Below are 25,377 nucleotides of genomic sequence, written 5' to 3' on the forward strand. Positions count from 1 at the left end.
GTTTTATTTTCTACTCTATGAAATTAACCCAATCAATAAATTATTTGATAATCCTGGTAACATCTATTCTGTATTTTCATGTATTAAAATGTTGAATTTATAATATATGTTAAATTCTTGATTTAATGTGCTATAATGACAGTGTTAAAAAATTACATAACCAAATGGGAAGAACCCAAGATGAAATAAGAGAGGCTTTTTGCAAATGTCTCCTTTTTCTTCTTGGGTTTTTTTGCTTTGGAAGGAGTGAATTATGTTGAGTCATGCTCTAATAGATGACGATAGAAAAGGAGTCATATTGAAAGATAAGGAGACCAACTTGCTGCACTTGGTTTATAAGCATCGGCTATTAACTACAAAACAAATATGTATGTTGGTTGGAGCTACCAAGGGTTCATCACTTTATCATTCTCTAACTAGAAGGCTAAGGAAGTTTGTTAAGTATAATTTGTTAGTAAGGCATGAGTATGATCTAGGGGTCAAGGGTGTACGATTTTATTATTATCGTCTGGGACCGAAAGGGTACTCAGTGTTAGTCAATATAGGATTAATACCATATTCTGAGTCAGGGGATTTAGAGATTTTAAGAAAGGTCTCCTACATCAGGAATTTAGATCATTACCTTGGGACGCAAGAAGTTGTAATTAATACATTATGTAGCACTGATAGAACTTCCATTGAATCCTATCATCCCCAAGAACATTTACTTTTGTCAGATGAATTTTCTGAAACAGCTCTTGTGATCCCTGATTGGATATTGAAAGATGAGAATACTTTTGTATATCTGGAATTGGATACTGGTACTGAAGGATTACCTGTTATAAAGGATAAGGTTGAAAGGTACAGAGATTGGGCTAACATGAATCCGCTGCAACAACACTTTGTTGTATTTGTTTCACTAGATGATTCCTTTCAATCAAAAAAGAAGTATGGGGATAAAGTTAGAAGGATTGGAAATATGAAGAGGAGTTCAATGAATATTTTTAATGAGGACCCAGAGTTGGAGAATTTAGAAATTTTCTTCTTACCTTTAAGAACTGCGTCAACATCTATTAACAAGATGCTGTCTAATACTGTCCCATTCAACAAGGAAGAACGTGTTCTTGAGGTAGAGGTGGGAATGCGCCTTTTCTCAGAATTAAATAGTGACTTTCCTTATCATTTGTCCGAAATACCGTTAGATGAGGTTTATTTTGAAAACACAAACGAGCGTCACAAAGTAGAGAAAGTATATCAGGTACAGAATGAATCCGGCACGCTAATTGAAACCATCGGAATGATCCATTTACATGAAGGGCACTTACTTTCTTTGGAGAGGCTAGACGCATCATACCATTTAATAAATGAGCAAAAAATGAAAAGAAGAATCGACCGCTTGATTGCAGTATATGAAAATCAAGAAGAACTGGAGTCTGATGTTTTAGGAGAAGAATATTCAAACTTGCTACTAGGGGATAACTGTTCATGGGAAGAAAACTTATTTACATTACCTGTCTTTTATAAACAGGTGTCTCCATATAGGTTGGAGGTGACCACATTTGAGTAGCACAAAACTGAACTGGAAAAAGAAGTTACCTGTGATCATATCGACTATCTTGTTTATTCACACCTTGTACCAATTAATAAGAGGAGTAACTAACGAGATTTTTTTGTTCCGATCTTATATGACTGAGAAATTACATTACTTATGGATTTTTGGAGATCCGCTTCATCCGAGTATTTGGTCTATGTTGTTACTTTCACCAGTAATGATAATCGGATGGCTCTTCTCCACCAGAGTTAAATATTATCAATCATTTAAATGGAGGCTAGTGCAATTCTTCACCTTAGTTGGTGCAATATTATCAATGTTCTTATTGAATGTAACGGCATCGATTTATAACAATGTAGTGCCATACTTCTTACAACGATCAGAAATGATAAATGTATCTTCAGATGCTTTAAGAGATGTAATGATTGGGAATACTGAAGCATTCTTGCTGTTGGTAATGTCACTACCCTTAATCATGTTGGGGTTATTGTCCCTATATATAGGTGGATTATTTAATCAAAATAGAAGTGAAATTGTGGAAGCTTTTAAGGAGTACGAAGTGACTTCAAGGTTCTTTCAGAAACTTACTAAGTCCGAAAGGGATACTGGACTGCCAGATGTTATTTTAGGTCCGGATTCTGATACAAAAGAAATGGTAACCATTCCAGGTGGAGACCGTAGTCTGAACACAATGATCGTCGGATCGATTGGTACCGGTAAAACCGCTGCTGTAGCAACGCCACTAATTAATCAAGATTTAGACCACTTCACAAAATATATTAATGATTTTCCATCTGTCTCTAAAAGAGATGATTACGATCAAATTAAAGGCAACTATTTAAATGGATTAGTAGTTATCGAACCGTCTAATGATCTATGTAAAGATGTCTATAAATTATGCTTGGCCCACGGGATTCCTAAAGAAGCCATTTATTATGTAGATCCGTCTAATGAAAACACTCCATCTATAAACCCGCTCCAGGGTCCAGTTGATAAAGTAGCAGAATCTATGACAATGGTGGTTGAAGGTTTGGGGGAAAATGACAATTTCTTCTTTGCCCAAGCACAACGCGCTCATTTCAAGCAATATATATACTTACTTAAATTACATTCTGAAGAGGAGGAGCCAACGTTAGCAGAGCTCTATGAAATGTACAATGATGTACAACTTGTTCATAAAATGCACTTAAAATTGAAAGGTCGAATAGAAAAGTATGCTCCATTAGCTAAAACAGAAGATGAGAAGAACTTCTGGGACGTTGTAAAAGATACCGATCGTTGGTTTGACGCCAATGTAATTCCTGTAAGGGACAGAAATAACGAAGTAAGCAAGATTACATCGGGTAAATACCGAGGGGAAATTGAGTACTTTGATAAAAAAGGTGAATTCATCGAGGGTTTGAGAAATATCCTTTCTGATATATCATCAAATGTACTGCTTAGAAGGGTGTTATTCAAGAAATCTTCATTTGATTTTGATGCCCATTTAGAAGCAGGAGGAATTTTATTGGTTAATACTGAAAAGGGGAGCCTAATGGAATTATCAATCGTATTAGGGAAGATGGTCCTTTTATCAGTTCAGAATGCTGTTTTTAGAAGACAACCCAAGATATCGCCTTACCACTCTATATACGCAGATGAATTTCCTGAGTACATTTATAAACCTTTCAGAAATTTCCCTGCTCAATCACGTAAATATAAAGCAAATATTCACGTAATCGCTCAAACAATTGCTCAGCTCGCTGATGATTATGGTGAATACTTCATGCATACACTTTTAACCACTTTTCGTAATAAAGTCGTCTATGCTGATGTTAGTGAATTTGACGCAAAGACATTTAGCTTTTTGTTTCATGAGAAGAATAATTATGTTGAGAGTACATCTGAACAATCAGTATCACCGTTACAAGATTCACCTGTGTCGAGACAAGGTAGCTCTTATCAGCAAGAAAAGGAATCTATACTAACACCAGGAGATATTCTTTCTCTGAAAGCTTTTGAAGCGGCCGCTAAAATAGTCGTGAACAACGAATCCAAACCGGCAAGGAAAATTAAAGCAAACTTTGTACCAAGAGAGGAATTTGTTGAAGCTAAGAGCCAGGTTAACCCTGAAGCAGCGGCATACTGGTTAGAAGAGCGTGAAAAATTATTGAACAAAGGGAAACAAGTGAATGATTCTGAAATAAATATAGAGAGTGTTAGTGAACAGGAAATCAGGATCCAAAAGGAAGTGGAAGAGTCCAAGATCGAGGCAACGGTCTTGTCACAAACGTTAAATCATAAACATATCGAGCAACCTAATAGCAAACTACAATACGGTTCCACACCGAAGCCGAGAATAAGGCGGGCATCCGCAAATACAAATCATAGTGATATCTTAGATTCAGATAAGACGGATATAGTGGGCGAACAGCGAAATGAAATCTCCAACCAAACTCAGAAGCAAATAGCCGCTGCCGTTACTTCGCAAATAGAAACTGAGCCAGTGCGATCAGAATCAGATATTTTGAGTGAAGTTACTACGTTTAAGGAGCCAGATAACTCCGTTGAGGAGAATTTGGACAAAGAGTGGGAGGATGGCTTAGATTATCTTCCTGAAAGCATTTCAAATAACAATCATGAGGTTGTTAAAGATTTAGTTTTGAAACCAAAAGTAGAAGTGAGTGTCCCAACAATTAAAGAGGAAAATCTGTTTGATAGTTTAGCCGAGAGCATGGATGAGGATGAATAACATTTCTATTAATGTAAAAATAATGTGCTATTGCAGAAATATGGAAGATAGTATACAATCTACTTGTAACTTTCTACCTAGCATAATTTCAATTTAATATATGAAATGGGACGAAACCCACACTATATAAAAGCGATGATACTGTCGTTTTAACTTTAGTGTGGGTTTCTTTTTTTGCATCTGGTAGGACGTTATCTAAAAGCAATTATTAAACAAAGAGAGATATTAAGAATAGTAGGAGGAATAAAAAATGGCACAAAGTACGATATCATGGTCCCAAGAAGAATTAGAGCAACTCGCAAGAATTCACCGTCAGAGTGAGATTATTAAAGGGATGGTACAGTCAGTAGGATTTATGAATATCCCTGTTCAAGAAGGCGGTAAAACGGTAACGAAGGAAACGGAAGTGGCAATTTTCCGTTTAGAGGGTGGAGTCACTGCCTATTGCCCGGCTCCAGAATTCTCAGAAAGAACTTTCAAAACGTTAAATGGATTTGTGGGAACAGAACAGAATCTAATCATTACTAGGTTAGATCTAAAACACCAGCTGGCCCTGGTTTCTGTAAAGGAAGCAGATGCAAAGAAACGACAAGTGTTCTGGGATACCCTGAAATACTTGGAAAAGAAGGATGCTTTGGATGAACAAGTATTTGAGGGTGTCGTATTTGGAGTGAACCCTGAGAATGAACGTATTCATGTTCGAGTAGAAGGAACGGACTGCTTTATGCTGAAATATGATTGGGACTGGAATAGAGACATTGATGTTATGGCTACTGTTGAGCGTGGTACTCCCATTCAAGTAAAAGTCTTGAAATTTGATGAAGAGAGAAAAATGGTACGTATTTCTCGAAAAGACACAATGGAAGATCCTTTCAAAAAATTAGAAAACATGAAAGAAATGGAAGTAGTGGTTGGCAGGGTTGCAGATGTTGACTCAATCCATGGGATTTTTGTTCAAATTGAAGAAGGCGTAACATTAAAAGCTTCGAAACCGCGCTATTTGGAAGAACCGCTTGTAGGCGATATTGTATCATGTAAGATCCGCTCAATAGATGCTAAAAATCGTAAAGGGAAAGTTGTTATTGTTGATTATCCCCGCGGTAAGAAAAAACGTAAAGATTTAGGCTCATTCCTTTATCAATAAGGGATAGGTTATGACAATTACAAACTTAAATGATGTACCGGTACAAGAGGTGCCAGCAGAGGAAGTCTTTGATGAAAATCTTTATTATCTATCAAGGGAAGGGGATATACCTTTTTGGGATCACCCATTAATGTATGGTTACCCCAAACTTCCTAAACACTATTATCCTTATACGACGAAAGCGGAAGTGTTGCAAGCCTACAAACGAAGCAAGATAAAAGAACAAGATTTTATGATATTGAAAGTGTTAGGAGATGCAATAGCGGCTAATGAAGATCAACTCCGCCGATATCTCAGTTCCCAAATGAGTCGTTCAGAAGTCTCAAAACGATTAGATCTTTTAAGAAGAAATGGTTTCGTGGACCGTTGGCATTGTCGTCTAGAAAACGATGAAACTGAAGAATTCCGACCTCCAGCTCCTTTTACTTTAGGAGTGGCGGGGTTCAAATTAATGAAGCATTTCTATAGTGATTGCCCATTTATGAACCCGGATAGTTGGGATAAGACAAATGCAAAAGCTATTCAACGATATGTCGCGATGAATGAATTAAGGTGTGCTTTAGTTGAAAGTAAAACAATTAAAGGATGGCAGTGGAACGCGGTAATTGGGAATCATCGTAGATTCCGAACACCTATGGGAGTAGCAAACATCGAAACTCCAAAAGGTCAGGTTAATTTTGTTATAGAGCGGCCACAAATGTCTCAGAACTTTATAGGATATTTAAAGGAGACTTTAAAACAATGGACAAGTATATTCGATAACTATGGTACATTTCCTATACAAAAAGCTCCTGAGAACAGTCCAGTAGTCGTTATTTATGCGTCAACTGTTTCATTAGCGGAACATATTCATAATAGCTTAATGTTGGATCAATACCCATTTCAAGTCTGGTGTTGTATTGAGGAATATATGGAGAAAGATGGACTTAAAAAGGCGTTTATGACACCCAAAGGAGAAACGCTCCAGAGAATTAAACTCCCTTTTCTTGAAAAAATAAGTGATTAAGGAAGAGCAGCCATTGGGCTGTTTTTTCTTTTGGTAATCATTAAGTCTGGAAAAAAATCCTATGGTAAAATGAAGGGGAAATAGGGGTTGATTGAAATAATATGTATAGAGGGGACAACATTATTATGAAATTGTGGGATTTCTATGAACTTGAAAGACTCGGAAAGAAAGATAAACAATTCTTGAAATATATCAATTCTATGATTGATGATGATTATTCAATTGCCGAAATTTTGGATCTTATTAAGGTCTCAGGTATATGCTTTAATCCTTATTCTCCAAATAAACATACGCTATTTGATAAAGTAATAAAAACCCTTGAAGAACGATTTCCTAATGAAAGTAAAGAGATCCATGAATTTACTCAAGGTGTAAGCACATTACGTTACCTTTTTCTTGATTTTTTTGAGGAAAGAGATTCAAGCAATCTTGCTATGATACCACCGCGAAGGCGACTATTGTCATTTGTATTAGCTTTAGAAATATGGTTAGGTGCACAATATGAATATACGAGAGGTAGGTCATTATACGCAGTTAAAGAAGTATATCCATTTGTAGTCACCCTGGCGGATGGAGCAGGTGAGAAATTAATCCCTGTAGAGCAAGGTTTTGACCATGCAAGGTCTGTTTATGACAGCATAGCTGAAAATGCAAGTAGTGTTATGAGATACTTACAGCTTGAAAATGGCCCTCTAAATACTGCACAGACTCCTTCAATGAATCAGGTCCGACAAGCTAGGGACCACATACAGTTCTTTGATACGTTTTCATCACTAATGTCAATTGAACAAAAATGGAGGTTTTCTAAAACCAAAGTATTTACTGAAGGCAATAAGTACAGTATCACACACGAAGATAAAAAATTCTTAGAATCAGTAGAAGCAGCAAGGGTTCGCTTCCGTAGTCAGCGTAATAAATGGTATGCAGATTTCAAAAGGGCTGGGTTTACAGGGATAGTTAATCCTAACAGTAGTCTTTTAGCGCCGGAGGAATATCTTTGCGAAGAGGAAGCATTCTTCTCTATCGCTGTTACAGAGTTTTTGCATACCCATGATTTAAATGTTCGTTGTTTAGATGTATCGCTTAGTGAGTGGGTCAGAGCATATACTTTGATTCAAATGTTGTCTCAAGAAGAGCTAGATAATCGCTTTAATGAAAGGAGAGTAAGGCCAATCTCTTTAGAAAATTGGACACTCACTTTTACTGCAGCTGATTTGAAAAAGCTATTTGTAGAACGAGGCATTTCAGAAGCCAGTAGCGAAATTATTATTGAAACCTTAACATTCAATGAAAAATCAAAAGACTTATTAGATTGTCCTATAGTTCAGAATGGGAAGGACCATCTGTTTATAATACCTTCAATAGGTAATGCTATTGATCCAGCAATGAGCTTAATATCCCTTTTAAATAAGAATCAAGCCGATATATCCTTTAAAGGCCAAGGGTTTGAAGATGATATACTACAAAAGTTTTCAGACCAAGGTATTCGGGCTTGCCGTATAAAAAGAAATGATAATGGTGATACGTTTGAAAGTGACGTGATTTTCGAACTGGATGGGGACTTGTTTATAGCAGAACTGAAAGCCTTTGGACAACCATCATCTATAAGAGACTATTACAGCCTTATGTTGAAACTGTTAGGACCTCAACAAAAAATCAGCGCAGATGATAATAAAAGAAGTGCAGTTGAACAATTGAACCGATCGTCACATTATTATGAGACGAACATACAGATTGTAACCAAAGAATTAGGCTTAGAAGAAGGCTGGGAACCAAATAATGTATATAAAATTGTCTTAACTACCGCTATGCTAGGAGAACCGCTATTCAAAGAGAACACTTACTTGATTGATCACTCAGCTTTTATCAGGTTCCTAGATAGAATTCCTCCTGCATTTGTTATTGGAAACAAAGGATATGCTGCAAGAATACCTGAATTCGAAGGGGAAATTACAACTGAGAAAATGTTAAAGGTATTGTCATATTCGCCGCAATTACAATTAGTAGAGAAAAGGATTAGATTTAGAAATGTAATACTGAATATAAATAACAAGACTGTACATTATTCTTTCCTGGAGGATATGCTAGGCGATTTCATAAAAGCCGATAAAGAAGTCTTAAAGAAAATAGGCCTTAAAGAGGAAGAAATTGAAGCCTTGAAACTGAACAATGCATAAGTAAAACCTCATAAAGTAAGAGGTTGAATTGGTCACTTACTTTATGAGGAAAATATTTCATTTTGTTCTTTAGTATTGTTGACTTCAACATAGGAGAATGATAGTATAAACATGTCAAAACACTCTTTCTAAAGTTTTTAGAAAGATGTTCGTACTCAGCTTTTGCTGGGTACACCCTTAATTAAATATACTAATGGGAAAACCCCATAAAATACATGAATAGAAGTTTCTTATACTTCAATTCTTCGTGTGTTTTATGGGGTTTTTTTGTACCTAAAACTAAATAACATATTTTACCTATTTTTACCCGAAACCCAATTTAATATTTTTACCCACTCAATGGAGTTGAAAAAATGAAAAAAGTTCTACTTGCTATTGGCGATCAATCACTGAGTTTGATATTGAGGAAGTCATTAGAGGAACACCGGCAGTCATTCGAAGTATTGGAGAATGAAGTGCTACACTCTCAATATCTTGAGGAAGTGGTTGAGACTGAACAACCTGATATTCTCATTCTTCATGATACATATCTTGTTAGTCACCACGAGACACAACCTCAAAGAGAAGATGAATGGTTTAACTTCGTACAGAAAATGAAAATTGAATATGACGACTCCCTGCGAATTGTATTTGTTTGTGAGAGAGATCGTAGAGACCCATTCCTGGCAAACTTGGTTTTAAGAGGCGTATACGACATTTTCAATGATGGTACCTTTAGCCGAGAAGATATGATTGAGCAGCTGAAGGACAAGCCCCGCTTTTCTAAGATAAAACATCTTGTTCAGAGTGTTGATACACCACTAGGAGATGAAGAAGACACTGGTGAAGAGGAAACATCTGAGCAGGAACAAATCTCCTCAGAAGATAGAACAGAGGCAAAAAGAACTAAAGAAAAGCAACCGAAGATTGTTAACAAACAAGTTGTTCAAAAAGTCGTTAATAAGAACGTGATCAAGCGTGATTATAACATTCAAGTAACAAGCCAGGTCGAAAAAATAGTTGGTGTACCAGTTGAGAGGAAACTAATTCTAATCGGAAGTCCTTTTGCTAGGACAGGAAGCACCTTTGTATCACACCTATTGGCCAGAGAACTCACCAAGATGGGAGTAAGTGTGAGTTATGTAGAAAGCCCCTACACATATGCCTATTCCTATGATCGATTTATAGGACATGAAAAGGCTCCTGATTTAAGAAGTAAATTTTATCAGTTTACTAAAGAAATTGATCCTAAGCTTCCCAGTGCTTTTGAATGGGAACTCGATGGCATAAATATGGTTTGTAAACATCCTGCCAATGAACCTATATACAACCCTGATGAAATTCCATTTGAGGTATATGTAAAGATCCTCCTCTCTCAACAATCGACTGTAACGATAGTAGACGTTGGAGATGATTGGAACAAAGAAATTCATCGAGATATATATGATATTGCAAGTAATGCTTATTTTGTAATTGAACCGGATATATCTGCTATGCAGTATGTAGAGGAATCCGAAAATGAGCCTATTCCGTTCTTTAGAGAGGTATTGAAAGATGATAAAGCCGAGCTTATCGGCAATCGCTTCGAACCTTCACTCTTAAAAAATGAAGTAGTGCAGCAGGTATATAAGGATAAGTTAAAAGCGGTAATACCTTCATTTTCAGTGGAAGATGTCTTTAATGCACAGTATCAAGGGGCCTTTTTCAATGATACCCCTAATCAAGAGGAGAAAATTTATGAGGCTTTGAAGCCCATAATTGAAGAACTTTTACCCAAAGAGTTTCTTAAGATGAAAAAGAAAAAAAAAGGATTGTTCAAGTCGATCCTCAATAAAAAAGTAAGGATAAATAAGAAGGAGATGGAAGTATAGTGAAACCCGGCTGGAAGATATTTTTAGGGATTTTTTTATCCCTTTCAACAATGGCTTTCGTAGTAGTTTACGATCTCTACATAAAAGATCGTATAGATTCAGTTGAAGTCGTAGTGGTAAAGGCTGGAGAGGAAATAAAGAAAAAGGACTTAATTGACAGGTCGAAGGTTACAGTAGAGCGCCGACCAAAGCAGGATTTAATTGAAGGTGCAATTTTAAAAGAAGAAATGAATGAAATATATGCGTCTTCAGCTGCTCAAAACATTGTAAGTAACTCCATGATATCTAAAAAGATGATTGACTATGACCGTATGATCCCTGATGAATCTGAAGGAGAAGCAATTCGTCCGATTACAGGGGACATGATTCAAGCGCAACCAGGTTCCTTAAGAAGGAAAGATTCAATAGACATCTATCTAGTAAAGAAAGGAACAGAACGAGCAAATTCAGCTAATGTAGCTAGCTCAGCTGACAAAAAATTAACAAAAGAAGAATTTGTAAATGGTCCTCTTCTGAAAGATGTACGTGTGGTTTATGTGAAAGATAGCAGTAATAAAGAGGTCATGAACGGTAATCCTGAAAAAATAAAGGATGAACGTCTTGATGGTAGCGGTAAAATTTCAGATTTAGAAGTCATTTTAAATGAAGAAGATTTTCAAAAGCTTATGGACAAAGTAGTCAAAGAAGGTTACCTACTGTATATCACTTACAACTAATGAGGGAGGAGGAGAAGACAAATGATTATCGGAATTATCAGCTCTAACGCTCAATATAAAGAGCTAATGAGCGAACAAGAAGAAATTGAATTAGCACTGTTAACAGAAAAGCCAGGGAATGAGACGGTCGATTTTAATGCCATACTAATCGACGGAAAATTAATACCTTATAGAGAGCTTGAATTAATTAGAGAGAAGTATGCAGATATACCGATATTTTATATCATCCATGATGCGAAAACAGAGATGGTCATCCAGACAATTCAACGAATATGTGCATCACAGAAAGTAACACCCATTAATGAGTATTATACGGAGAGTCAAGTGATTGAAGAGGTAATGGAACATCTGCTTGCAAAGAAAAACACCAAGAAGAAAAGGGTTATAACATTCTTTGGAACTCATAGTTCAGCAGGAGTTTCTACAACCACACTTAATGTGGCGAGGTCATTATCTTCAAGAGTACATGAACGGATTTTAGTACTTAGTCTTAATGCATGGGATCCATCGGATTACTTCTATGATTATAAAGGTCACTATCTTAGCGATTTAAAAGTGGATCTGAAGACAGAGTCACTTACACAAGCCAGGCTAACATCCAGCTTGCATCAATATAAGAATTTCTACCATCTAGCGGGAAATCGTGACATTAAAATGCAGAGATACTACAAACCAAAAGAAATTGAGCACTTGCTTAGTGTTGCAAAAGAAAACTTTGACCTGATCATCGTGGACGGAGGAACACATTTTGATACAGCGATCGCTGCTCAAGCTTATGTATCCTCGGATATGCGCTTTATTGTAACCAACCAAGAAGAAAAAGGGTATCGGGGATATTTCCCTTACGTGTTTCAACAGATGCTTGAACCTGTTGGAGGGAAACGAGAAGATTTCATGCTTATCATTAATAGATTTCAACCAAATATGTCTCTAATCAGTGAAAAAGATCTAGAAGAAGATCTAGAAATGAGTAGAATAGCTACAATTCCTGATATGGGTCCAATTGGTTCAATTGCAATCCGACAGAGCAAACTCCTATATGAACTAGGCGAACAAGCATATAAAAAACCAATAGATACGATAAGTAATTTGTTAATTGCAGAAGCTGGCCTTTCGGAAAAACCAATAGATGAATTCCAGCCAAAGACAAAGGGATTCTTTAGTTTCCTTCCTAAAAAGGACCGCGGAGGTGAGAAGGTATGGTAAAGACCTTGGATGATGCTATTAGAGAAATAGAGGGCACTGATTATGACAGTGAGTTTGGTTTAGATCAACCTTTTGACCCCGCTCAATTTGTGGGGGCGGTTATAGAAGAAAAGGGTTTAAACACGAAAGCAGAGATCACTACATATGCAAGGAAGAAATCATTTCAACAAATATGTAGCGTAGTTCGAAAAGAATTAAGTGACATGATTGATACAGATAAGGATGAATCTAAGAGTAACCTTTCTAATCTGGAACAGCAGTACAAAGCCGTCATTGGTGACAAACAAGCCATGCACAGATTTGTTCAACAAATTACAGAGGTATTGAGAAAAAATAACATTACATCACAAGATTATCCCAGTTTTTATGATTCACTCTCTGAAGCCATTTTTCATGAAATATGGGGAGTGGGGATATTACATAAATGGGAAACCTTCCCAGATTCTGAAGCTGCTGTAATAAGAGGAACTGAACTTTGGATTGATATCGAAGGTACTTTTGTTAAGCAAGATGAAGCATTTGAAAATGAAGAGGCAGTAGAACGTGTAAAACGTGCTTTCACATTAAGAACTAAGGATGCCATCATCAATGAACAGAACCCTGAATTAGAAGTTGAAAGAGAAGATGGGTCTAGGATTACCATGATTCAAAAGCCAAGATCCCGGGACAACTATATTATGTTCCGCCGCTTCACTGTTCAAGACCTTTCATTAGAAGAACAGGCGAAAAGAGAAACAATACCTGAAAGGGATGTAGCACTATATCGAGCTTTAAGTCGTGTAATGGCCAATATTGTATTTGCTGGCCGTGTTCGTTCCGCCAAAACTACATTTATGAAGTCCATGATTAGAGAAAGAAACCCAAAATACGTTGCAGCAGTAATGGAAAAGCATTTTGAACTACGGCTATCTGATCACTTTAAAGATCGTCTCACCTTTGAAATTCAAGCTAAAGAAGGAGACCTTCATAAAGCGATGCCAAGGTTACTGCGAATGGAACACGATTATATTATCGTCGGGGAAATTCGGAGCATTGAAACAGAAGGGTATTTACAGAGTGCAGAGAGGGGAGAAAGAGGCAATTTCACTACATATCATTTAACTAACGTTGAACATATTGTAGAGCAAATTGCGCGTCATATTCTTGATGAATTCCCCACAAGAAATATCGATAACGAAATTGGCCGTGTGGCTAGAGATATTGATATTATTGTGGTTTTGAAAAGTGACCGCGATAGAAGGAAAAAGCGGGTAATAGGTGTAACCGAAATTCTTTGGGATGAGGAAAAACGGGAGCACTCCACGCAGGACTTAATCAAATTTAGTCCTGTTACCGAAAAGTATTACTATTCTTCTAAGATTTCAAAAGAATTGTTATTGAAAATGGCAGAAGAAAGTTATGACGATGCCAAGACACTTATACAGATGCTAATGGTCCGTGAGAAAGAGTCTCCTATGGCAGATTATGAACAGCTTAAAGATACTGTGTATGATGACATGATGAAAGAAATCCTCGAAGGGATGAATCCTGATGGATAAGTTCCTTCACTGGTTTTGGTTATCAGGCCTTCATTACATTCTCTATGGAATTGTTATCATTGCTTCCTTAATGGCAACCAAACATATCATTGCTTTACCTTTAAAAGAAAAGGTGAATGAATGGCAGTATCGATCACGTTTAAGGATTATGAGAACGGAAAATGAGACCAGGAGCCTTCAAAGCAATAAACCGCTGTTTAAGCATATTTATCTGTTAATTAAATCTACAACGACTAGCAAATCTGACTCAGATGTATTGTCATTCTATGTGATTACAGTGCTTTTATTTAGCTTTACTTACATTTCGTCGTTTATTAGGTTCTCTGACCTTGTAGGTGCCGCCGTTATTGCAATACTCATCGCGTTAATACCTTATTTATTTCTAAATTTAAGGTTAAGGATGATTCGTAACAAGGTTAGTGACGAGATCCTCTCAATCGTCCAAGGTATTACCCAACAGTATAGTGCAAATTCATATGATATCTATCATGCTTTAGTTGAATTGCAGGGAGATATTCAAAGTAAAGAACTTAGAAAAGTCTTCTTTAAACTCATTTCAGAACTGCAGGTATCAAGAAATGAAGAGCAACTAAGAGAGGTAATAGAAATTTTCACTTATTCATCAAATACAAGCTGGGCAAAGAGATTGGGGAGTATCATATTAAAAGCTTATTTAACCAATGAAAATGTTTTAAATGCTTTGCTTACCCTATCCAGGCAGATTGAAGAAACTCAAGAGATGTTGGAAGAAGAGAAATCGAATTCAATGGACAGTGTTGCCAATGGATTTATTACAGTTCCAATCTTCATTGGATCCCTATTTTTAGGATACTATTCATCAGGTGCCCAAAGTTGGTTCGACCTGCAGTTTGGAAATACCCATACTTTATTATTGTTAATTGCCAGTTTCATAGGTGTTATCTTCTCAGTATTCATATCATTAGTGTTACGAAAACCTAAAAATGATTTATAGGAGGGAGGGGATAAGTTGGAAAATATTGTTCTTTTTAAAATATTACCTTATCTCGTATACATAGCCAGTTTCTTAATGGCTATTGGAAGTGGTGTACTTGTTTATACAGGGCTCTCAAATCCAACGGAGCGTGTTCAAACCCGATTAAGAATGAGGAGTACCATTGAGAAGGGGAAGAGTAGTATTCAAGCCTCTGCTTCAAAATCGGTAGCTGAGGATTGGTTAAAAAAAGCAGGAAACCCACTTGGAATAACTTCATTTTCATACCATGCAGTATTCATTAGTCTTGTGGGTCTCTTATTGATAAATTATGTTTTATTTCCATTCATAGTCGATGGAGATTTCAGCTTGATTGGATTCGGGGTAATAGTGATGGGATTTATCTTCCTTTTGCCAGCAATGCCCTTTTCATTGTTTACTTTCATCATGAAAAGACTCGTAGAATATCGGCAGGCCAAAAAAAATGCAGAAGTGTTCATGCTTTACGATCTTTTGATAAACGAATTAGAGATGATGAAGATGAGCAGGATAAATTCCTATAATTTGATCAAAGAATTACTACCATATTTTTCAACGATTCAACCACTTTTAGCTAAAACACTTTCAGAATGGTCAAGTAGTATAGGTCCAGAAGTAGCATTAGATAATTTGGCCGAACGTCTTAATACAAAAGAAAGTAAATCCCTTGTGTCTGTTTTAAAGTCCCTCGATAAGGTAGATAGGGAAACAGCAATAAAGTCACTAAAAGGAATGCAATCAATGTTTAGTAGAGCTCAGATTGAAAACAACCGTCGAAAACGAAAAGTTACGACTGATTTGTTTGGTATTCCTGTAAAGGTTACGCACTTTCTGATCATTCTTAATTTTGTAGTCGTCATTGTGACTATGGTATCAGTAATACTAGAAGCAAACAGATAGGGGGGATCTCATGAATATATCGATAAGTACCTTCATGAAGATAGCCATTACGGTGGTTACTATTAGTGCTCTAATCTATACAAAAATGTATGAACAAGTCTTTGAAATTAGTAATCATGTAGCTGATTACATTAGTAAAAGTTAAATATTAGTGGCACAGCCTCTAATTTATTTATAAATAAATACAATAATTAAGGAGGAATAAAAATGAATGTAACAATCTCAACATTTTTAAAAATCGCAATAACAGTGGTATCAATCAGCGCATTTCTATTTGTTGTAGCTTATAACATGGCAGATAGTGAAACAACTCACTATCAGACCGAAATAGAGACAGAAAGAACTCTATTACCATAAAAATATTTCTAAAAGGATGTTTATATGAATAAGTCAATTGCCACCTTTATGGGGATCGCTATTACAGTGATTCTCATGATATCACTGGTAATAACAACATCTTACGCTGCTTTAAAGGACAAAAATGATAGACATCATAATTTACTTGAAACAAAGCATCAACTCAAAGAAAAATAAAGGGAGAAGATAAAAATGAATGTAACAATTTCAACATTTTTAAAAATCGCGATAACAGTGGTATCAATCAGTGCCTTTTTATTTGTGTTAGGTTATGGTATGGCAAATAATGAAGCAACCCATTACGAAACCCAGATTGAAGCAGAGCGAACAGTATTACCTTAAACACAAAGATAGTGCTACTGAACTGAACATCAGTAGCACTATCTAAAAGATACATAATAGAGGTGACCAATAGTGAGTAAGGCAATAGGAATGTGGATGACTCTATTTTTAGTCATTAATTTTATGTTTACTCCCATTCTTTCTTACAAAGATAGCCTAGAAAGAGAAGCGGTTGAGGTAGTCTTAAATGAAGGGGCTAAGAAAGCCGCTATTGAGGGTAGATTTACGACATCTATATTAAATGAAATGAAACAAACTTTAGTGGACGATTATAATTTTGATGCCTCTAAAATTACTATAACCGCAACACAGTCTCTTACACCAAGGAATCAATACATATCCGCAAGTATTGAGGTGCCAAGAGGAATGATATTTATAATTGATATTTTTAATCAAGGCCCCGAATCATTTAAGAAAGATATCAAGGTTTTAAGTGAACATATCTAATATGGGAGGAAAGATAAAACTTGGCAGAAGCTATACGAGCGATCTTACTTACATTACTTTTTGCATATATCATGACTATTCAAACGAACCTGGATACTGATAAGACAGCAACCAGACAATTAAAAAACGCCGTAGAACTGGCCGCTCATGACGCTTCTCTTGCCATAGATTCCTCGCAATTAGCAAATGGTAAATTAGTGTTTAACCAGGTGAAGGCGGCAGATAATCTTAAGAAAAGTCTTCAGTTTCACTTAAAACTTGATTCAAATTATAACCCACTTACCAATTCCCTTTATCAAGATAAAGTAACTATCGAGCACATAGAATTCATAGACGATAGCATGGCAACATTCCCATTTACATATTACAACTCGGATTATGACATTGTTGATACTTTAGACGGGCCGAGCATTGTAGTTGTAATTAGTACCCCTTCACCGAGATACTTTGCAGGCGATAAGATCCCTATTCGTCAAGCAGCTGTATATGAATATAAATTTTAAAATAGGTACGCTTTTAATAATCTTTTCTATACGTCGAAATATAAAAGGTATACCAATTTAATTGATGCCCAAAAAAGCTAGATTAGTAGTTAGGAGGTTGCTATAATGAATATAAATAGTATTTATTTTCTTTTTATGGCAACTCTTGGAGTTAGCGGTCGATCTACTAAACTATAAAGCGGTCTTTGGGCTGTGTTGAATAAGGACGAGTTCCTTGTCTTCACTTGCCCATCGATCGCTTTTTTTAATGGGGATTTTAGGTAGTGGGGATCAATCATAATAAGGTATTTGATTCTTAGGTATGTAGTAAGAAGAGAGTGTACTATTAAATTTTATTTTGAGGTGAAGAAAATGAAAAAATTAATAAGTGTAATCGTATTATCGTTCTTAATGTTATCAAGCTATGCTTCTGCAGAAGGTGGTACAGTTGGAACTTGTGAGATGTCAATCACATCAAATAATGTTGGTATTTCAAACGCAGTTGGCGCTACTAATCACTGTAATGGATCTGTAGTAGGCTTTTACCAAGCTGGGATGTTCCACTTAGATGGTGTATACACTGGTCAAGTTAAATATAGTGGTCAAAAGTTTGAAATCACTAATCCGTTTTCTCCTAACGTTAAAGAGATCTTGACTGTTTATACCAAAGTTATTGAGGAGCCAAAGCCTGAACCAAAGCCTGAACCAAAGCCTGAGCCAAAGCCTGAACCAAAGCCTGAGCCAAAGCCTGAGCCAAAGCCTGAGCCAAAGCCTGAGCCAAAGCCTGAACATAAACCGGCTCCAAAACCTGAACCAAAGCCAGCACCGACTCCAACACCAAAGCCAACCACTACAAATGGGGATAAGAGCACTGAAAATTCAACGTCTGGAAGTAGTTCTACGAATACTAAGACAGCTTCAACCAACAAAAATGAAGTAGACAATGATTCAAGCCCTTCTAATAATGTAGATGTCGTTGCTATTAAGGATTCTTCAAAAAATAAAGATGATGGTTCTAAAAATGAATCAGTTGCTTCTAAAGAATCTACTGATGATGAAGTAGAAAAAGACTCTCAAAAGGATGTAAATAAAGAAGATTCGAAGTTAAAAGAAGATGATGAAAATGTCAAAAAAGATTCTGAGAGTAAGAGTAGGGTAAGTGAGCAGACAGCTTCATTTACTAAGTCTCAACAGAAAGAACAAAAGTCTTCCTTTTTAGTTTGGGGCTTAACCATAACCTCAATTCTATTGTTAATCGGAGGATGGGTAGCATATCTTCATAAACCAACGAATCAATGGATCCGTAAAAAGTTTATGAAGTAACAATCATATAAAGGGGGAGGGTTCCCTTGAGTAAAAAGTGGATTAAAATAATATTAGTCTTTACTTTAATAATGACGGGTGTTGCTGCTTTTAAGTCAGATGTAAAAGCAGCTTCCCCTCATGCTGTTGAATCTAGCGTATCGAATGCTTGGAATAGCGGTAATGTTAAGCTTGGTTCAAAGTCTAATTCATGGACAGGTGGTACTCGTCTAGTCTATGACGTATATAGTTCAAAATATCAATCTAATGGCTGGGAAATTCAAAGTAGAAATTTCACAGGAACAACCAAAAAGTATCTAAAATTTAGTGGATGGGCCGTGTTAGCAGGATATAAACGGCATACTTCATCTAATCAATCAACTCATATTGTGTTAAAGAAAACTTCAGGATCTTCAGGAGTAGGAACGACCAAGATCTATAACACAATCCCTATATCGATTGACGCTACTGAAGATCTTGAATATAACAACCAGGGCAGCGGGGTTTGGAATGAGTGTTCTGCCTCCGCTACAAATAAGAATAATACAACCTGTAATATGCGATATGAAGACGTAGGTTTTACAGCATATATTCCTTTAGATGAAATCTTTGCTAGCCAAAAGGAAGATGCAGAATGGAAATTATACATAGTTAAGAGAGTGGATAATCAAATTGTATATTCTTCTCTAATTGTTCCTTTTGAATTCAGCGCATTATCTTACAACACGGGTAAAGTAGACCTGTCCAGTGGGACCAATACTAGGCTTTTGCGTATGAATGACTATCCAGTTATTCGAAGGGATTATCCTAGACAATCGGCTTCTAGTGCACCTAACGTATACTTCACAAATGGAAATTATTATACATCAATTGATATGGAAGAAAGTAAGACTGCTGTGTGGTATGGAGTAAATTATGGTGGTGCAAAAAAATGGGCAAATACAGTGTATTGGACCTTCGGAGGTTCACAAGCAGTATTAAGTTATACTCCACCACCTTTGAATATATATGGTGAAGGAACAGAAGTTTATAACGATGCTGGAACAGAACAATATACTTTTGAATATGGGGAACCTATTACTGTAAGGGGGTATATTTCTAGTAATCAGTCCATTGGTATGGTCAATCATACGCAATCTCTTAACGGAAAATATCAAGGGAATGTCCGATCTATAGACTATCCAGGTGCAACAACTAGGTGGATCACCAAAACATACACAAATTTAGCTCCAGGAACGTACACGGTAAGAGCTATTGCAGATTATGACGATCAAATTCCAGAAAGTAATGAAAGCGATAATGGGACTAAAACGGCTACTTTTATTGTAAAAGAACGAAATTTACAGGGTGGGGAAACCAAAGTATTGGATACTTCGGATAACGAAAAATCGAGCTTTATTTATGGGGAAACAGTTCGCGTAAGGGGCTATATTAGAAGTAATGCTCCAATTGAAACTGTAAACCATACTCATTCTTTAAATGGGATTTGGCAAGGGAATGTGACAGCTATTGATTACCCTATTGCCCAAACAAGGTGGATACAAAAAGATTATACAAACCTATTACCAGGTACCTATAACGTAAGAGCATATGCTGATTTTGATGAACGGATACCTGAATCAAATGAAGCGGATAATTATTCTGCTACAGCCACTTTTAAAGTAATGGACGTAAACCTTACTGCAGATAAATTAGAAATATTAGACTTAAATGATAAGCCGGTAAGTCATATAACAATTGGAGATTCATATCATGCAAAATTGACTTATTCTAATACTGGACAGGCTGTAGTAGGCGAACATGTAAATAATTTGTACGAGGATAATACTTTTAAAGTAGGTACTATAAAGGGCACCATGAATCCTGGCATAACTAGAAACGAGATCCTTGAATTTACGGCGAAAAGGGCTGGAACCATTTTTTACAGTGCCCATGTTAATGAGACCAAACAGGTTTTTGAGTCTAATTTTGAAGATAATACGGTTTCAACATCTATATATGTAAATACTCGACCCGAAATAACTCTATCTTACGACCCTTCAACAATATATGAAGGAGATCGAGTAAAAGTTTGTGCAGTAGCAACAGATGCTGATGGTGACTTGCTTGATGTAACTATAAATATGAATAAGAAATCTACAGGTTTTATTGAGGTGCTTAATAAAACAGATTTATCTTCAGGGCAAGATTCTTGTTATTATATCGATAACACTGAGGTTGGAAAATATGAATTTGAAGCTGAAGTATTCGATGGATATGATAAATCGGATGTTACCATTTCGTTCTATTCAAATCCATTAACTCTAATTGGCCAGGTCCTGCATACGCCAACTTGGTTAAAACTTCATCAAGCTCAAGGAAACCTCATTGAAGAGTTTTATAGTGGTGAGAAATTTGTATTGGTCGCAAATACAACCAATTATCCAATCTCAAACTTATCCGTAACCATGAATGCTGTACAGAAAAAAGGTACAATCTACAAACCCAAGATCCCAATACCTTATACCAGTGGGACAAGGCACCAAACAGAATATGAAGATCCTATATTAATGGAAACAGGTACTGCACTTGAAAATGGACCTGCGGAATTTCACTTTGAAGTTGAATATACTAATGGAACTGTCAAGACTGATGATGTCACCATTCAAATAATAGGAGATGTTTTTGAGTATTTTAAAATGCATAGAATTTATTAAAAAAGAAGAGCTGGCTTAACCAGCTCTTCTTTTTAATAGTAACCCGCTTGTAAGTGGGCTCTCTCCTATTTGCTTAATTAATGTAAGGGAGTGAACGATATGTTTTTGAAGGAAATTCACCTTCAAATGTATGAATTACTATAATATAGTTTCCATATAGTAACTCAAACGTCTCTTTAGCTAATTCCTCGCTAACACTTAAAATAGTAGCGTTCTTGAAATCCCCATTGTATTTTACAAATACAACCAGACTATAAGTTTTAATCATAAAAATTCTCCTTCTTTTTTGAATTTGTGAACTAAATAGCTCTACATACTAAATAATAATTGCAACTGACTACGATGGCACTTCTAAGCGAAACTAGTATTTATAAAAAATTTAGCAATATATATTAAAATATAATAATTTTTGGTATAAAATGTATAAAATTACATAAAGTTCTACTTATAATACTTTAATTTATCAGGTCTTTAGGATATAATTCCTATATATACATATCACCTAGTACTAATATTTTTCCTTTTAAATACGATATTAATAAAGATAGCTATACTTTGTTATGGGGATATTTGTTGATTTTTTTGAATAATAACCTCAATTATTTTATAACTTTGATAATTATTGTTGAATACCACAATTAATGTATATGAATTTGGGTATAGTTATAGTAAATAAAAGTTCAAGGCGAGGGAAAAATGATATGTATTTATTAAACGAAAAGCGAAATATAAAGGGCGATAAATTTATGGCATTAGCTGAAAGAAGCTACTTTTTTAAGAGAACATATCATTATTTGGATGAAAGTAAGGCTATGGAGTTAGTTTATATTTTACGTAGCAATTGCATTGAAACAAATATAGACATCTCAGAAAGAGCAGAACCAATTGAATACGATTCACGACACATTGCTTTAAGTTCTCTTCCTAAAGATATAGCTACAGTAATCCATGAAAAAAAGAAATTTAGAGAACAATTTCCTTTAAAGAAGTCGGAAGTTGATTACCTTCAAGAGAATTTTAGTGATAATCTATTTGCTGTTAATAAGGAATTATTGGAACTTCTTAAAAATAAATAGAACTGTATTTATTTCATCATATTATTGAAACACCACGTCCCCAATAGTATACTTAGGACATAAGTATTTTTTCTTTATTTTCTATTGGCGACCATTAAGTTACGGTCAGCGGTTTTTCTATTAAATTTGAACGCATAGCCTCTGGGCTAAGGTTAATTACTCTCACGAGTATTTATTAAACCTTTGTCCAGGGGCTTTTTTTCGTTCACTGGAAAGATACTTAACAAACTGTAGGAAGGGTGTTTTGACATGTCAATATTGACAAAGGGTATGAAGCTTTTTCTGAAGAAAAAAGGAAACAAAAAGAGTATGGAGAGGATAGGGTGCAATTGTTGTGAAAATGATTGCAAGGACATTTACTTTAAAGTTAAAGGACAGAATTATTGTTGTGATGATTGTCTTTTGACTGGGGAAGGAGTGGACCTTTCATGTTTAAGTTAACAACTTTTGCATCTGTTCATCCTGATGAACTTGGTGAAGCCTTAAAAGGTTTACACTTTGAACAAACAACTAAAGGTTTTGAGTGGAGACTCGACGGACATTCGTTCTTAATTTCACCTTTTGGACCAAAAGGGAAATTCCGAGAATCATATGGCTATCGAGTCTTTTTTGATGGATTGATTGATGGGGGACTGTATCTATTCGAAATGAGTATGAGCTGTTTTAAACCCAATATTCAAGCAGTTGAATTTGATCTCACACATCCGAACAAATACCAACAAGATTGGATTCATGAATTTAATAAGAGACCATCATTTGAGCCAGGCAGCTTAAATGGAATTTTCACTAAAGGAAGTATAGGTATTTGCTGTTTACCGGACCATACCGTAAACATTCAATTGCGAAAAAAGAGTAAATACACAAAGCTTGCAGAGTTCTTAAGAGAGGTTGATTTGATAAGAGAAGAAATTACTCCTATTGAATATGACCTCTTCAATGATGGAGGTGTCGCGGTATGATTTTTGATTTCTATACTGATGATAACCAATTTACAGTAACCGAATCCGCTATTTCAAAAAATGGGGAGGTTATTGCTGAAGGAAGTGTATTTGTATTTTACCTTATGCTTGGCTATCCAGCATGGTTTATTGTAAATGGAAATGCTTTCTGTCCTCCACAAACTGTTAGAACTAAACCAGTCACCAGTATTCTTCCACATTTTGAAGTATACGATGGCGAAATAAACCCGAAAAAACAAGTTTATGAAGTGAATTTTGAAGTTACTCAAGACGGCCGGACAATTTTTAAAAAGTATAGCTGTGTGACAGTTGATGAACTTCACGCAATTGAATTTATTCAATCCAGCTATCCGGCTGCAGTCATTTTAGATATTCAAATTCATAAATCTGTTGAACAGCAAGAAGGGTCTGGAGAGGGGATAAGACTATGTTTATAAAGAATTTGCCATGCCTATATGATTGTAGCGGTCTAGATTATCAGTTGAGGAGGATCTGTTATGCCGGATAAGAAGATATCAAAAATTTATCGAAAATTAATGACAACGGATTCTGAATATAAGGCTTTTAACCTCGTTGATAATCTTGATCCCAAAGAGGCGAAAGCAGTTTTAATGAAAATAGTCATGAACTTAACAAAAGAGCAAAGTGGAGTGAAAATATGACATACATGGGGTTTACAGTTAATGATGATTGCTTAGTATCAGAGAAGGCTTCAATCACAAGAGAAGCACTTCCTCAATATATCCTAGAACACAAGGGCATGCCCGTGGTGTACTTATTAAATGAATATGGAGATTTGGAAATTACTCTAATGGGCGGGAAACTGAAACAAATTCGGAATCCTTTGCTATACAAAGAAATCGAGCAAGCGTTAAAGGCTAATTAAATACTTCCGACCCTTTCTAGCGGGGAGAATTATCAATCTTTACTCTCCTTGCTAGGTGGGGGAGTAATCGGGAGGAACATTATGATGAAGAGACTAAATTTTAGGGAGTTATCAGAAACTCAGTTAGATTTTTTTAATCCCTCACCTGGTTATGCGGCTATTGTCATGGAAGAATTCCTTCATCAAGGGTTATATTCTGAAATGAAAGAAGTTGCATCCAGGATGAAAGGAATTAAAAATGAATTTCATCGCCAATTAAAAGGATCAGATAACCGTAGACATGAAATGGAAGAGCATAATTTGGTCTGTAAATTTGTCCCTAAAAGCACCTATAAGGTTGATTATGAGGGATTAAATGAATATTTACATGACCATTATGGACTGCTATTACATGTTGCAAAGGTTGATCATACTGTTATTAAGGAAGATGAAGAGCTTTGTAATCAATTGGCAAATTATCAATTGCCACTATCCTTTTATATACAGCCTTCCTTTAATAAAAGTGGGAAGGAGCTCATAAGGCCTCCTGAAGATACATTCGAAGGTGTTGAGACAGATATGTTGGCTAAAGGTTTAAATCGCCTTATACCGGTATCTGAATACTACGAGAATGCTTATGAGGAATTGAAAAGGGAAATGATGAAATGTTCGATTGTCAAAGATATTATTCATCAATATAAAGATCAATCCGAGGTTAAGCAGCTGAAAAAGTTACTGAAGCACAAGTATGGATCAGTAACTGTAATATCTAATAAACCACAATACGATATACAGAAAATTGCTGAAGATTTCGGGCATGAGTTTCTTATTAAGCATAGTAAACCGGATTCTCAATTATTAGAAGGTATTATTTTAAATGGGTGGATCTCTGAAAAAGAGGTCAAACAATTTAAAACGATAATTGATATGCCGCTTGATTTTGTTGTTATGAAACTTGATGTAGATAGAAGAGTCACTGCTATGTACCATGAGCAGCGAATTCGTGCATCTTTGAGGAAATCCAGTTAGAGAAGAATCAAATAATTATTAGACAAGGATAT

At 35.8% G+C, this 25,377-nt stretch carries 24 protein-coding genes; all 24 read left to right on the top strand.

Features of this window, described 5'->3' with window-relative positions:
• Positions 1–253: 253 nt before the first annotated feature.
• The 24 genes from ACQKFO_RS21275 to ACQKFO_RS21390 all read left to right on the top strand — a co-directional run bounded on the left by ACQKFO_RS21275 (position 254) and on the right by ACQKFO_RS21390 (position 25,345).
• Positions 254–1,546 (top strand): replication-relaxation family protein, encoded by a 1,293-nt coding sequence (locus tag ACQKFO_RS21275; protein WP_427600837.1) that lies wholly within the window; start codon positions 254–256, stop codon positions 1,544–1,546.
• Complete coding sequence (locus ACQKFO_RS21280; RefSeq protein WP_427600839.1) at positions 1,539–4,262, top strand: type IV secretory system conjugative DNA transfer family protein; 2,724 nt, start codon at positions 1,539–1,541, stop codon at positions 4,260–4,262. The genes ACQKFO_RS21275 and ACQKFO_RS21280 overlap by 8 nt, the downstream gene beginning before the upstream one ends.
• Positions 4,263–4,512: 250 nt before the next feature.
• Positions 4,513–5,406, top strand: a complete 894-nt coding sequence (locus ACQKFO_RS21285; protein WP_201715500.1) for a S1 RNA-binding domain-containing protein — start codon at positions 4,513–4,515, stop codon at positions 5,404–5,406.
• 10 nt (positions 5,407–5,416) lie between these two features.
• Entirely contained in the window at positions 5,417–6,412 is a 996-nt protein-coding gene (locus tag ACQKFO_RS21290) for a hypothetical protein (protein WP_427600841.1), read from the top strand.
• Positions 6,413–6,537: 125 nt separating this feature from the next.
• The gene (locus ACQKFO_RS21295) at positions 6,538–8,589 is read left to right on the top strand and encodes a hypothetical protein (RefSeq protein WP_427600843.1); all 2,052 of its coding nucleotides are present in this window, start codon (positions 6,538–6,540) and stop codon (positions 8,587–8,589) included.
• Positions 8,590–8,942: 353 nt separating this feature from the next.
• Positions 8,943–10,439, top strand: a complete 1,497-nt coding sequence (locus ACQKFO_RS21300; RefSeq protein WP_427600845.1) for a hypothetical protein — start codon at positions 8,943–8,945, stop codon at positions 10,437–10,439.
• Positions 10,439–11,155, top strand: a complete 717-nt coding sequence (locus ACQKFO_RS21305) for a hypothetical protein (RefSeq protein ID WP_427600847.1) — start codon at positions 10,439–10,441, stop codon at positions 11,153–11,155. The genes ACQKFO_RS21300 and ACQKFO_RS21305 overlap by 1 nt, the downstream gene beginning before the upstream one ends.
• A gap of 21 nt (positions 11,156–11,176) precedes the next feature.
• Entirely contained in the window at positions 11,177–12,361 is a 1,185-nt protein-coding gene (locus tag ACQKFO_RS21310) for an AAA family ATPase (RefSeq protein WP_427600849.1), read from the top strand.
• The gene (locus tag ACQKFO_RS21315; RefSeq protein WP_427600851.1) at positions 12,355–13,899 is read left to right on the top strand and encodes an ATPase, T2SS/T4P/T4SS family; all 1,545 of its coding nucleotides are present in this window, start codon (positions 12,355–12,357) and stop codon (positions 13,897–13,899) included. Before ACQKFO_RS21310 ends, ACQKFO_RS21315 begins: the two co-directional genes overlap by 7 nt.
• Positions 13,892–14,872 (top strand): hypothetical protein, encoded by a 981-nt coding sequence (locus ACQKFO_RS21320; RefSeq protein ID WP_427600853.1) that lies wholly within the window; start codon positions 13,892–13,894, stop codon positions 14,870–14,872. The genes ACQKFO_RS21315 and ACQKFO_RS21320 overlap by 8 nt, the downstream gene beginning before the upstream one ends.
• Before the next feature lie 15 nt (positions 14,873–14,887).
• Positions 14,888–15,790 (top strand): hypothetical protein, encoded by a 903-nt coding sequence (locus ACQKFO_RS21325; RefSeq protein ID WP_427600855.1) that lies wholly within the window; start codon positions 14,888–14,890, stop codon positions 15,788–15,790.
• A gap of 207 nt (positions 15,791–15,997) precedes the next feature.
• Positions 15,998–16,147, top strand: a complete 150-nt coding sequence (locus ACQKFO_RS21330) for a hypothetical protein (protein ID WP_427600857.1) — start codon at positions 15,998–16,000, stop codon at positions 16,145–16,147.
• Positions 16,148–16,171: 24 nt separating this feature from the next.
• Positions 16,172–16,324, top strand: a complete 153-nt coding sequence (locus ACQKFO_RS21335; protein ID WP_427600859.1) for a hypothetical protein — start codon at positions 16,172–16,174, stop codon at positions 16,322–16,324.
• Between the two features lie 15 nt (positions 16,325–16,339).
• Entirely contained in the window at positions 16,340–16,489 is a 150-nt protein-coding gene (locus ACQKFO_RS21340) for a hypothetical protein (protein WP_427600861.1), read from the top strand.
• Positions 16,490–16,561: 72 nt separating this feature from the next.
• Positions 16,562–16,936, top strand: a complete 375-nt coding sequence (locus tag ACQKFO_RS21345) for a hypothetical protein (protein WP_427600863.1) — start codon at positions 16,562–16,564, stop codon at positions 16,934–16,936.
• Between the two features lie 20 nt (positions 16,937–16,956).
• On the top strand, positions 16,957–17,439 hold the full coding sequence (locus tag ACQKFO_RS21350; RefSeq protein WP_427600865.1) for a peptidase M23: 483 nt from the start codon (positions 16,957–16,959) through the stop codon (positions 17,437–17,439).
• 351 nt (positions 17,440–17,790) lie between these two features.
• Positions 17,791–18,741, top strand: a complete 951-nt coding sequence (locus ACQKFO_RS21355; RefSeq protein ID WP_427600867.1) for a hypothetical protein — start codon at positions 17,791–17,793, stop codon at positions 18,739–18,741.
• Positions 18,742–18,767: 26 nt separating this feature from the next.
• Positions 18,768–21,416, top strand: coding sequence for a hypothetical protein (locus ACQKFO_RS21360; RefSeq protein ID WP_427600869.1), 2,649 nt, complete (start codon positions 18,768–18,770; stop codon positions 21,414–21,416).
• Between the two features lie 746 nt (positions 21,417–22,162).
• Positions 22,163–22,492, top strand: coding sequence for a hypothetical protein (locus tag ACQKFO_RS21365; protein WP_427600871.1), 330 nt, complete (start codon positions 22,163–22,165; stop codon positions 22,490–22,492).
• 428 nt (positions 22,493–22,920) lie between these two features.
• On the top strand, positions 22,921–23,451 hold the full coding sequence (locus ACQKFO_RS21370) for a hypothetical protein (protein ID WP_427600872.1): 531 nt from the start codon (positions 22,921–22,923) through the stop codon (positions 23,449–23,451).
• Entirely contained in the window at positions 23,448–23,888 is a 441-nt protein-coding gene (locus ACQKFO_RS21375) for a hypothetical protein (RefSeq protein WP_427600874.1), read from the top strand. Before ACQKFO_RS21370 ends, ACQKFO_RS21375 begins: the two co-directional genes overlap by 4 nt.
• A 60-nt stretch (positions 23,889–23,948) precedes the next feature.
• Positions 23,949–24,113 carry a hypothetical protein gene (locus tag ACQKFO_RS21380; RefSeq protein WP_427600876.1) on the top strand — a complete coding sequence of 55 codons (165 nt, stop codon included), beginning with the start codon at positions 23,949–23,951 and terminating at the stop codon, positions 24,111–24,113.
• Positions 24,110–24,337 (top strand): hypothetical protein, encoded by a 228-nt coding sequence (locus ACQKFO_RS21385; RefSeq protein WP_427600878.1) that lies wholly within the window; start codon positions 24,110–24,112, stop codon positions 24,335–24,337. The genes ACQKFO_RS21380 and ACQKFO_RS21385 overlap by 4 nt, the downstream gene beginning before the upstream one ends.
• An 81-nt stretch (positions 24,338–24,418) precedes the next feature.
• A complete protein-coding gene (locus ACQKFO_RS21390; RefSeq protein ID WP_427600880.1) occupies positions 24,419–25,345 on the top strand; it encodes a hypothetical protein in 927 nt (308 codons plus the stop codon).
• The last annotated feature ends 32 nt before the right edge of the window (positions 25,346–25,377 follow it).

It is taken from the genome of Rossellomorea sp. NPDC071047, assembly GCF_050270195.1.
Classification (GTDB): Bacteria; Bacillota; Bacilli; order Bacillales; family Bacillaceae_B; genus Rossellomorea.

What these genes read in the sequence shown, in the direction of transcription:
- ACQKFO_RS21275 (WP_427600837.1), top strand. Translation starts at nt 254, where the DNA reads ATGTTGAGTCATGCTCTAATAGATGACGATAGAAAAGGAGTCATATTG.
- ACQKFO_RS21285 (WP_201715500.1), top strand. Translation starts at nt 4,513, where the DNA reads ATGGCACAAAGTACGATATCATGGTCCCAAGAAGAATTAGAGCAACTC.
- ACQKFO_RS21290 (WP_427600841.1), top strand. Translation starts at nt 5,417, where the DNA reads ATGACAATTACAAACTTAAATGATGTACCGGTACAAGAGGTGCCAGCA.
- ACQKFO_RS21295 (WP_427600843.1), top strand. Translation starts at nt 6,538, where the DNA reads ATGAAATTGTGGGATTTCTATGAACTTGAAAGACTCGGAAAGAAAGAT.
- ACQKFO_RS21300 (WP_427600845.1), top strand. Translation starts at nt 8,943, where the DNA reads ATGAAAAAAGTTCTACTTGCTATTGGCGATCAATCACTGAGTTTGATA.
- ACQKFO_RS21310 (WP_427600849.1), top strand. Translation starts at nt 11,177, where the DNA reads ATGATTATCGGAATTATCAGCTCTAACGCTCAATATAAAGAGCTAATG.
- ACQKFO_RS21315 (WP_427600851.1), top strand. Translation starts at nt 12,355, where the DNA reads ATGGTAAAGACCTTGGATGATGCTATTAGAGAAATAGAGGGCACTGAT.
- ACQKFO_RS21320 (WP_427600853.1), top strand. Translation starts at nt 13,892, where the DNA reads ATGGATAAGTTCCTTCACTGGTTTTGGTTATCAGGCCTTCATTACATT.
- ACQKFO_RS21330 (WP_427600857.1), top strand. Translation starts at nt 15,998, where the DNA reads ATGAATGTAACAATCTCAACATTTTTAAAAATCGCAATAACAGTGGTA.
- ACQKFO_RS21335 (WP_427600859.1), top strand. Translation starts at nt 16,172, where the DNA reads ATGAATAAGTCAATTGCCACCTTTATGGGGATCGCTATTACAGTGATT.
- ACQKFO_RS21340 (WP_427600861.1), top strand. Translation starts at nt 16,340, where the DNA reads ATGAATGTAACAATTTCAACATTTTTAAAAATCGCGATAACAGTGGTA.
- ACQKFO_RS21355 (WP_427600867.1), top strand. Translation starts at nt 17,791, where the DNA reads ATGAAAAAATTAATAAGTGTAATCGTATTATCGTTCTTAATGTTATCA.
- ACQKFO_RS21365 (WP_427600871.1), top strand. Translation starts at nt 22,163, where the DNA reads ATGGCATTAGCTGAAAGAAGCTACTTTTTTAAGAGAACATATCATTAT.
- ACQKFO_RS21370 (WP_427600872.1), top strand. Translation starts at nt 22,921, where the DNA reads ATGTTTAAGTTAACAACTTTTGCATCTGTTCATCCTGATGAACTTGGT.
- ACQKFO_RS21375 (WP_427600874.1), top strand. Translation starts at nt 23,448, where the DNA reads ATGATTTTTGATTTCTATACTGATGATAACCAATTTACAGTAACCGAA.
- ACQKFO_RS21380 (WP_427600876.1), top strand. Translation starts at nt 23,949, where the DNA reads ATGCCGGATAAGAAGATATCAAAAATTTATCGAAAATTAATGACAACG.
- ACQKFO_RS21385 (WP_427600878.1), top strand. Translation starts at nt 24,110, where the DNA reads ATGACATACATGGGGTTTACAGTTAATGATGATTGCTTAGTATCAGAG.
- ACQKFO_RS21390 (WP_427600880.1), top strand. Translation starts at nt 24,419, where the DNA reads ATGATGAAGAGACTAAATTTTAGGGAGTTATCAGAAACTCAGTTAGAT.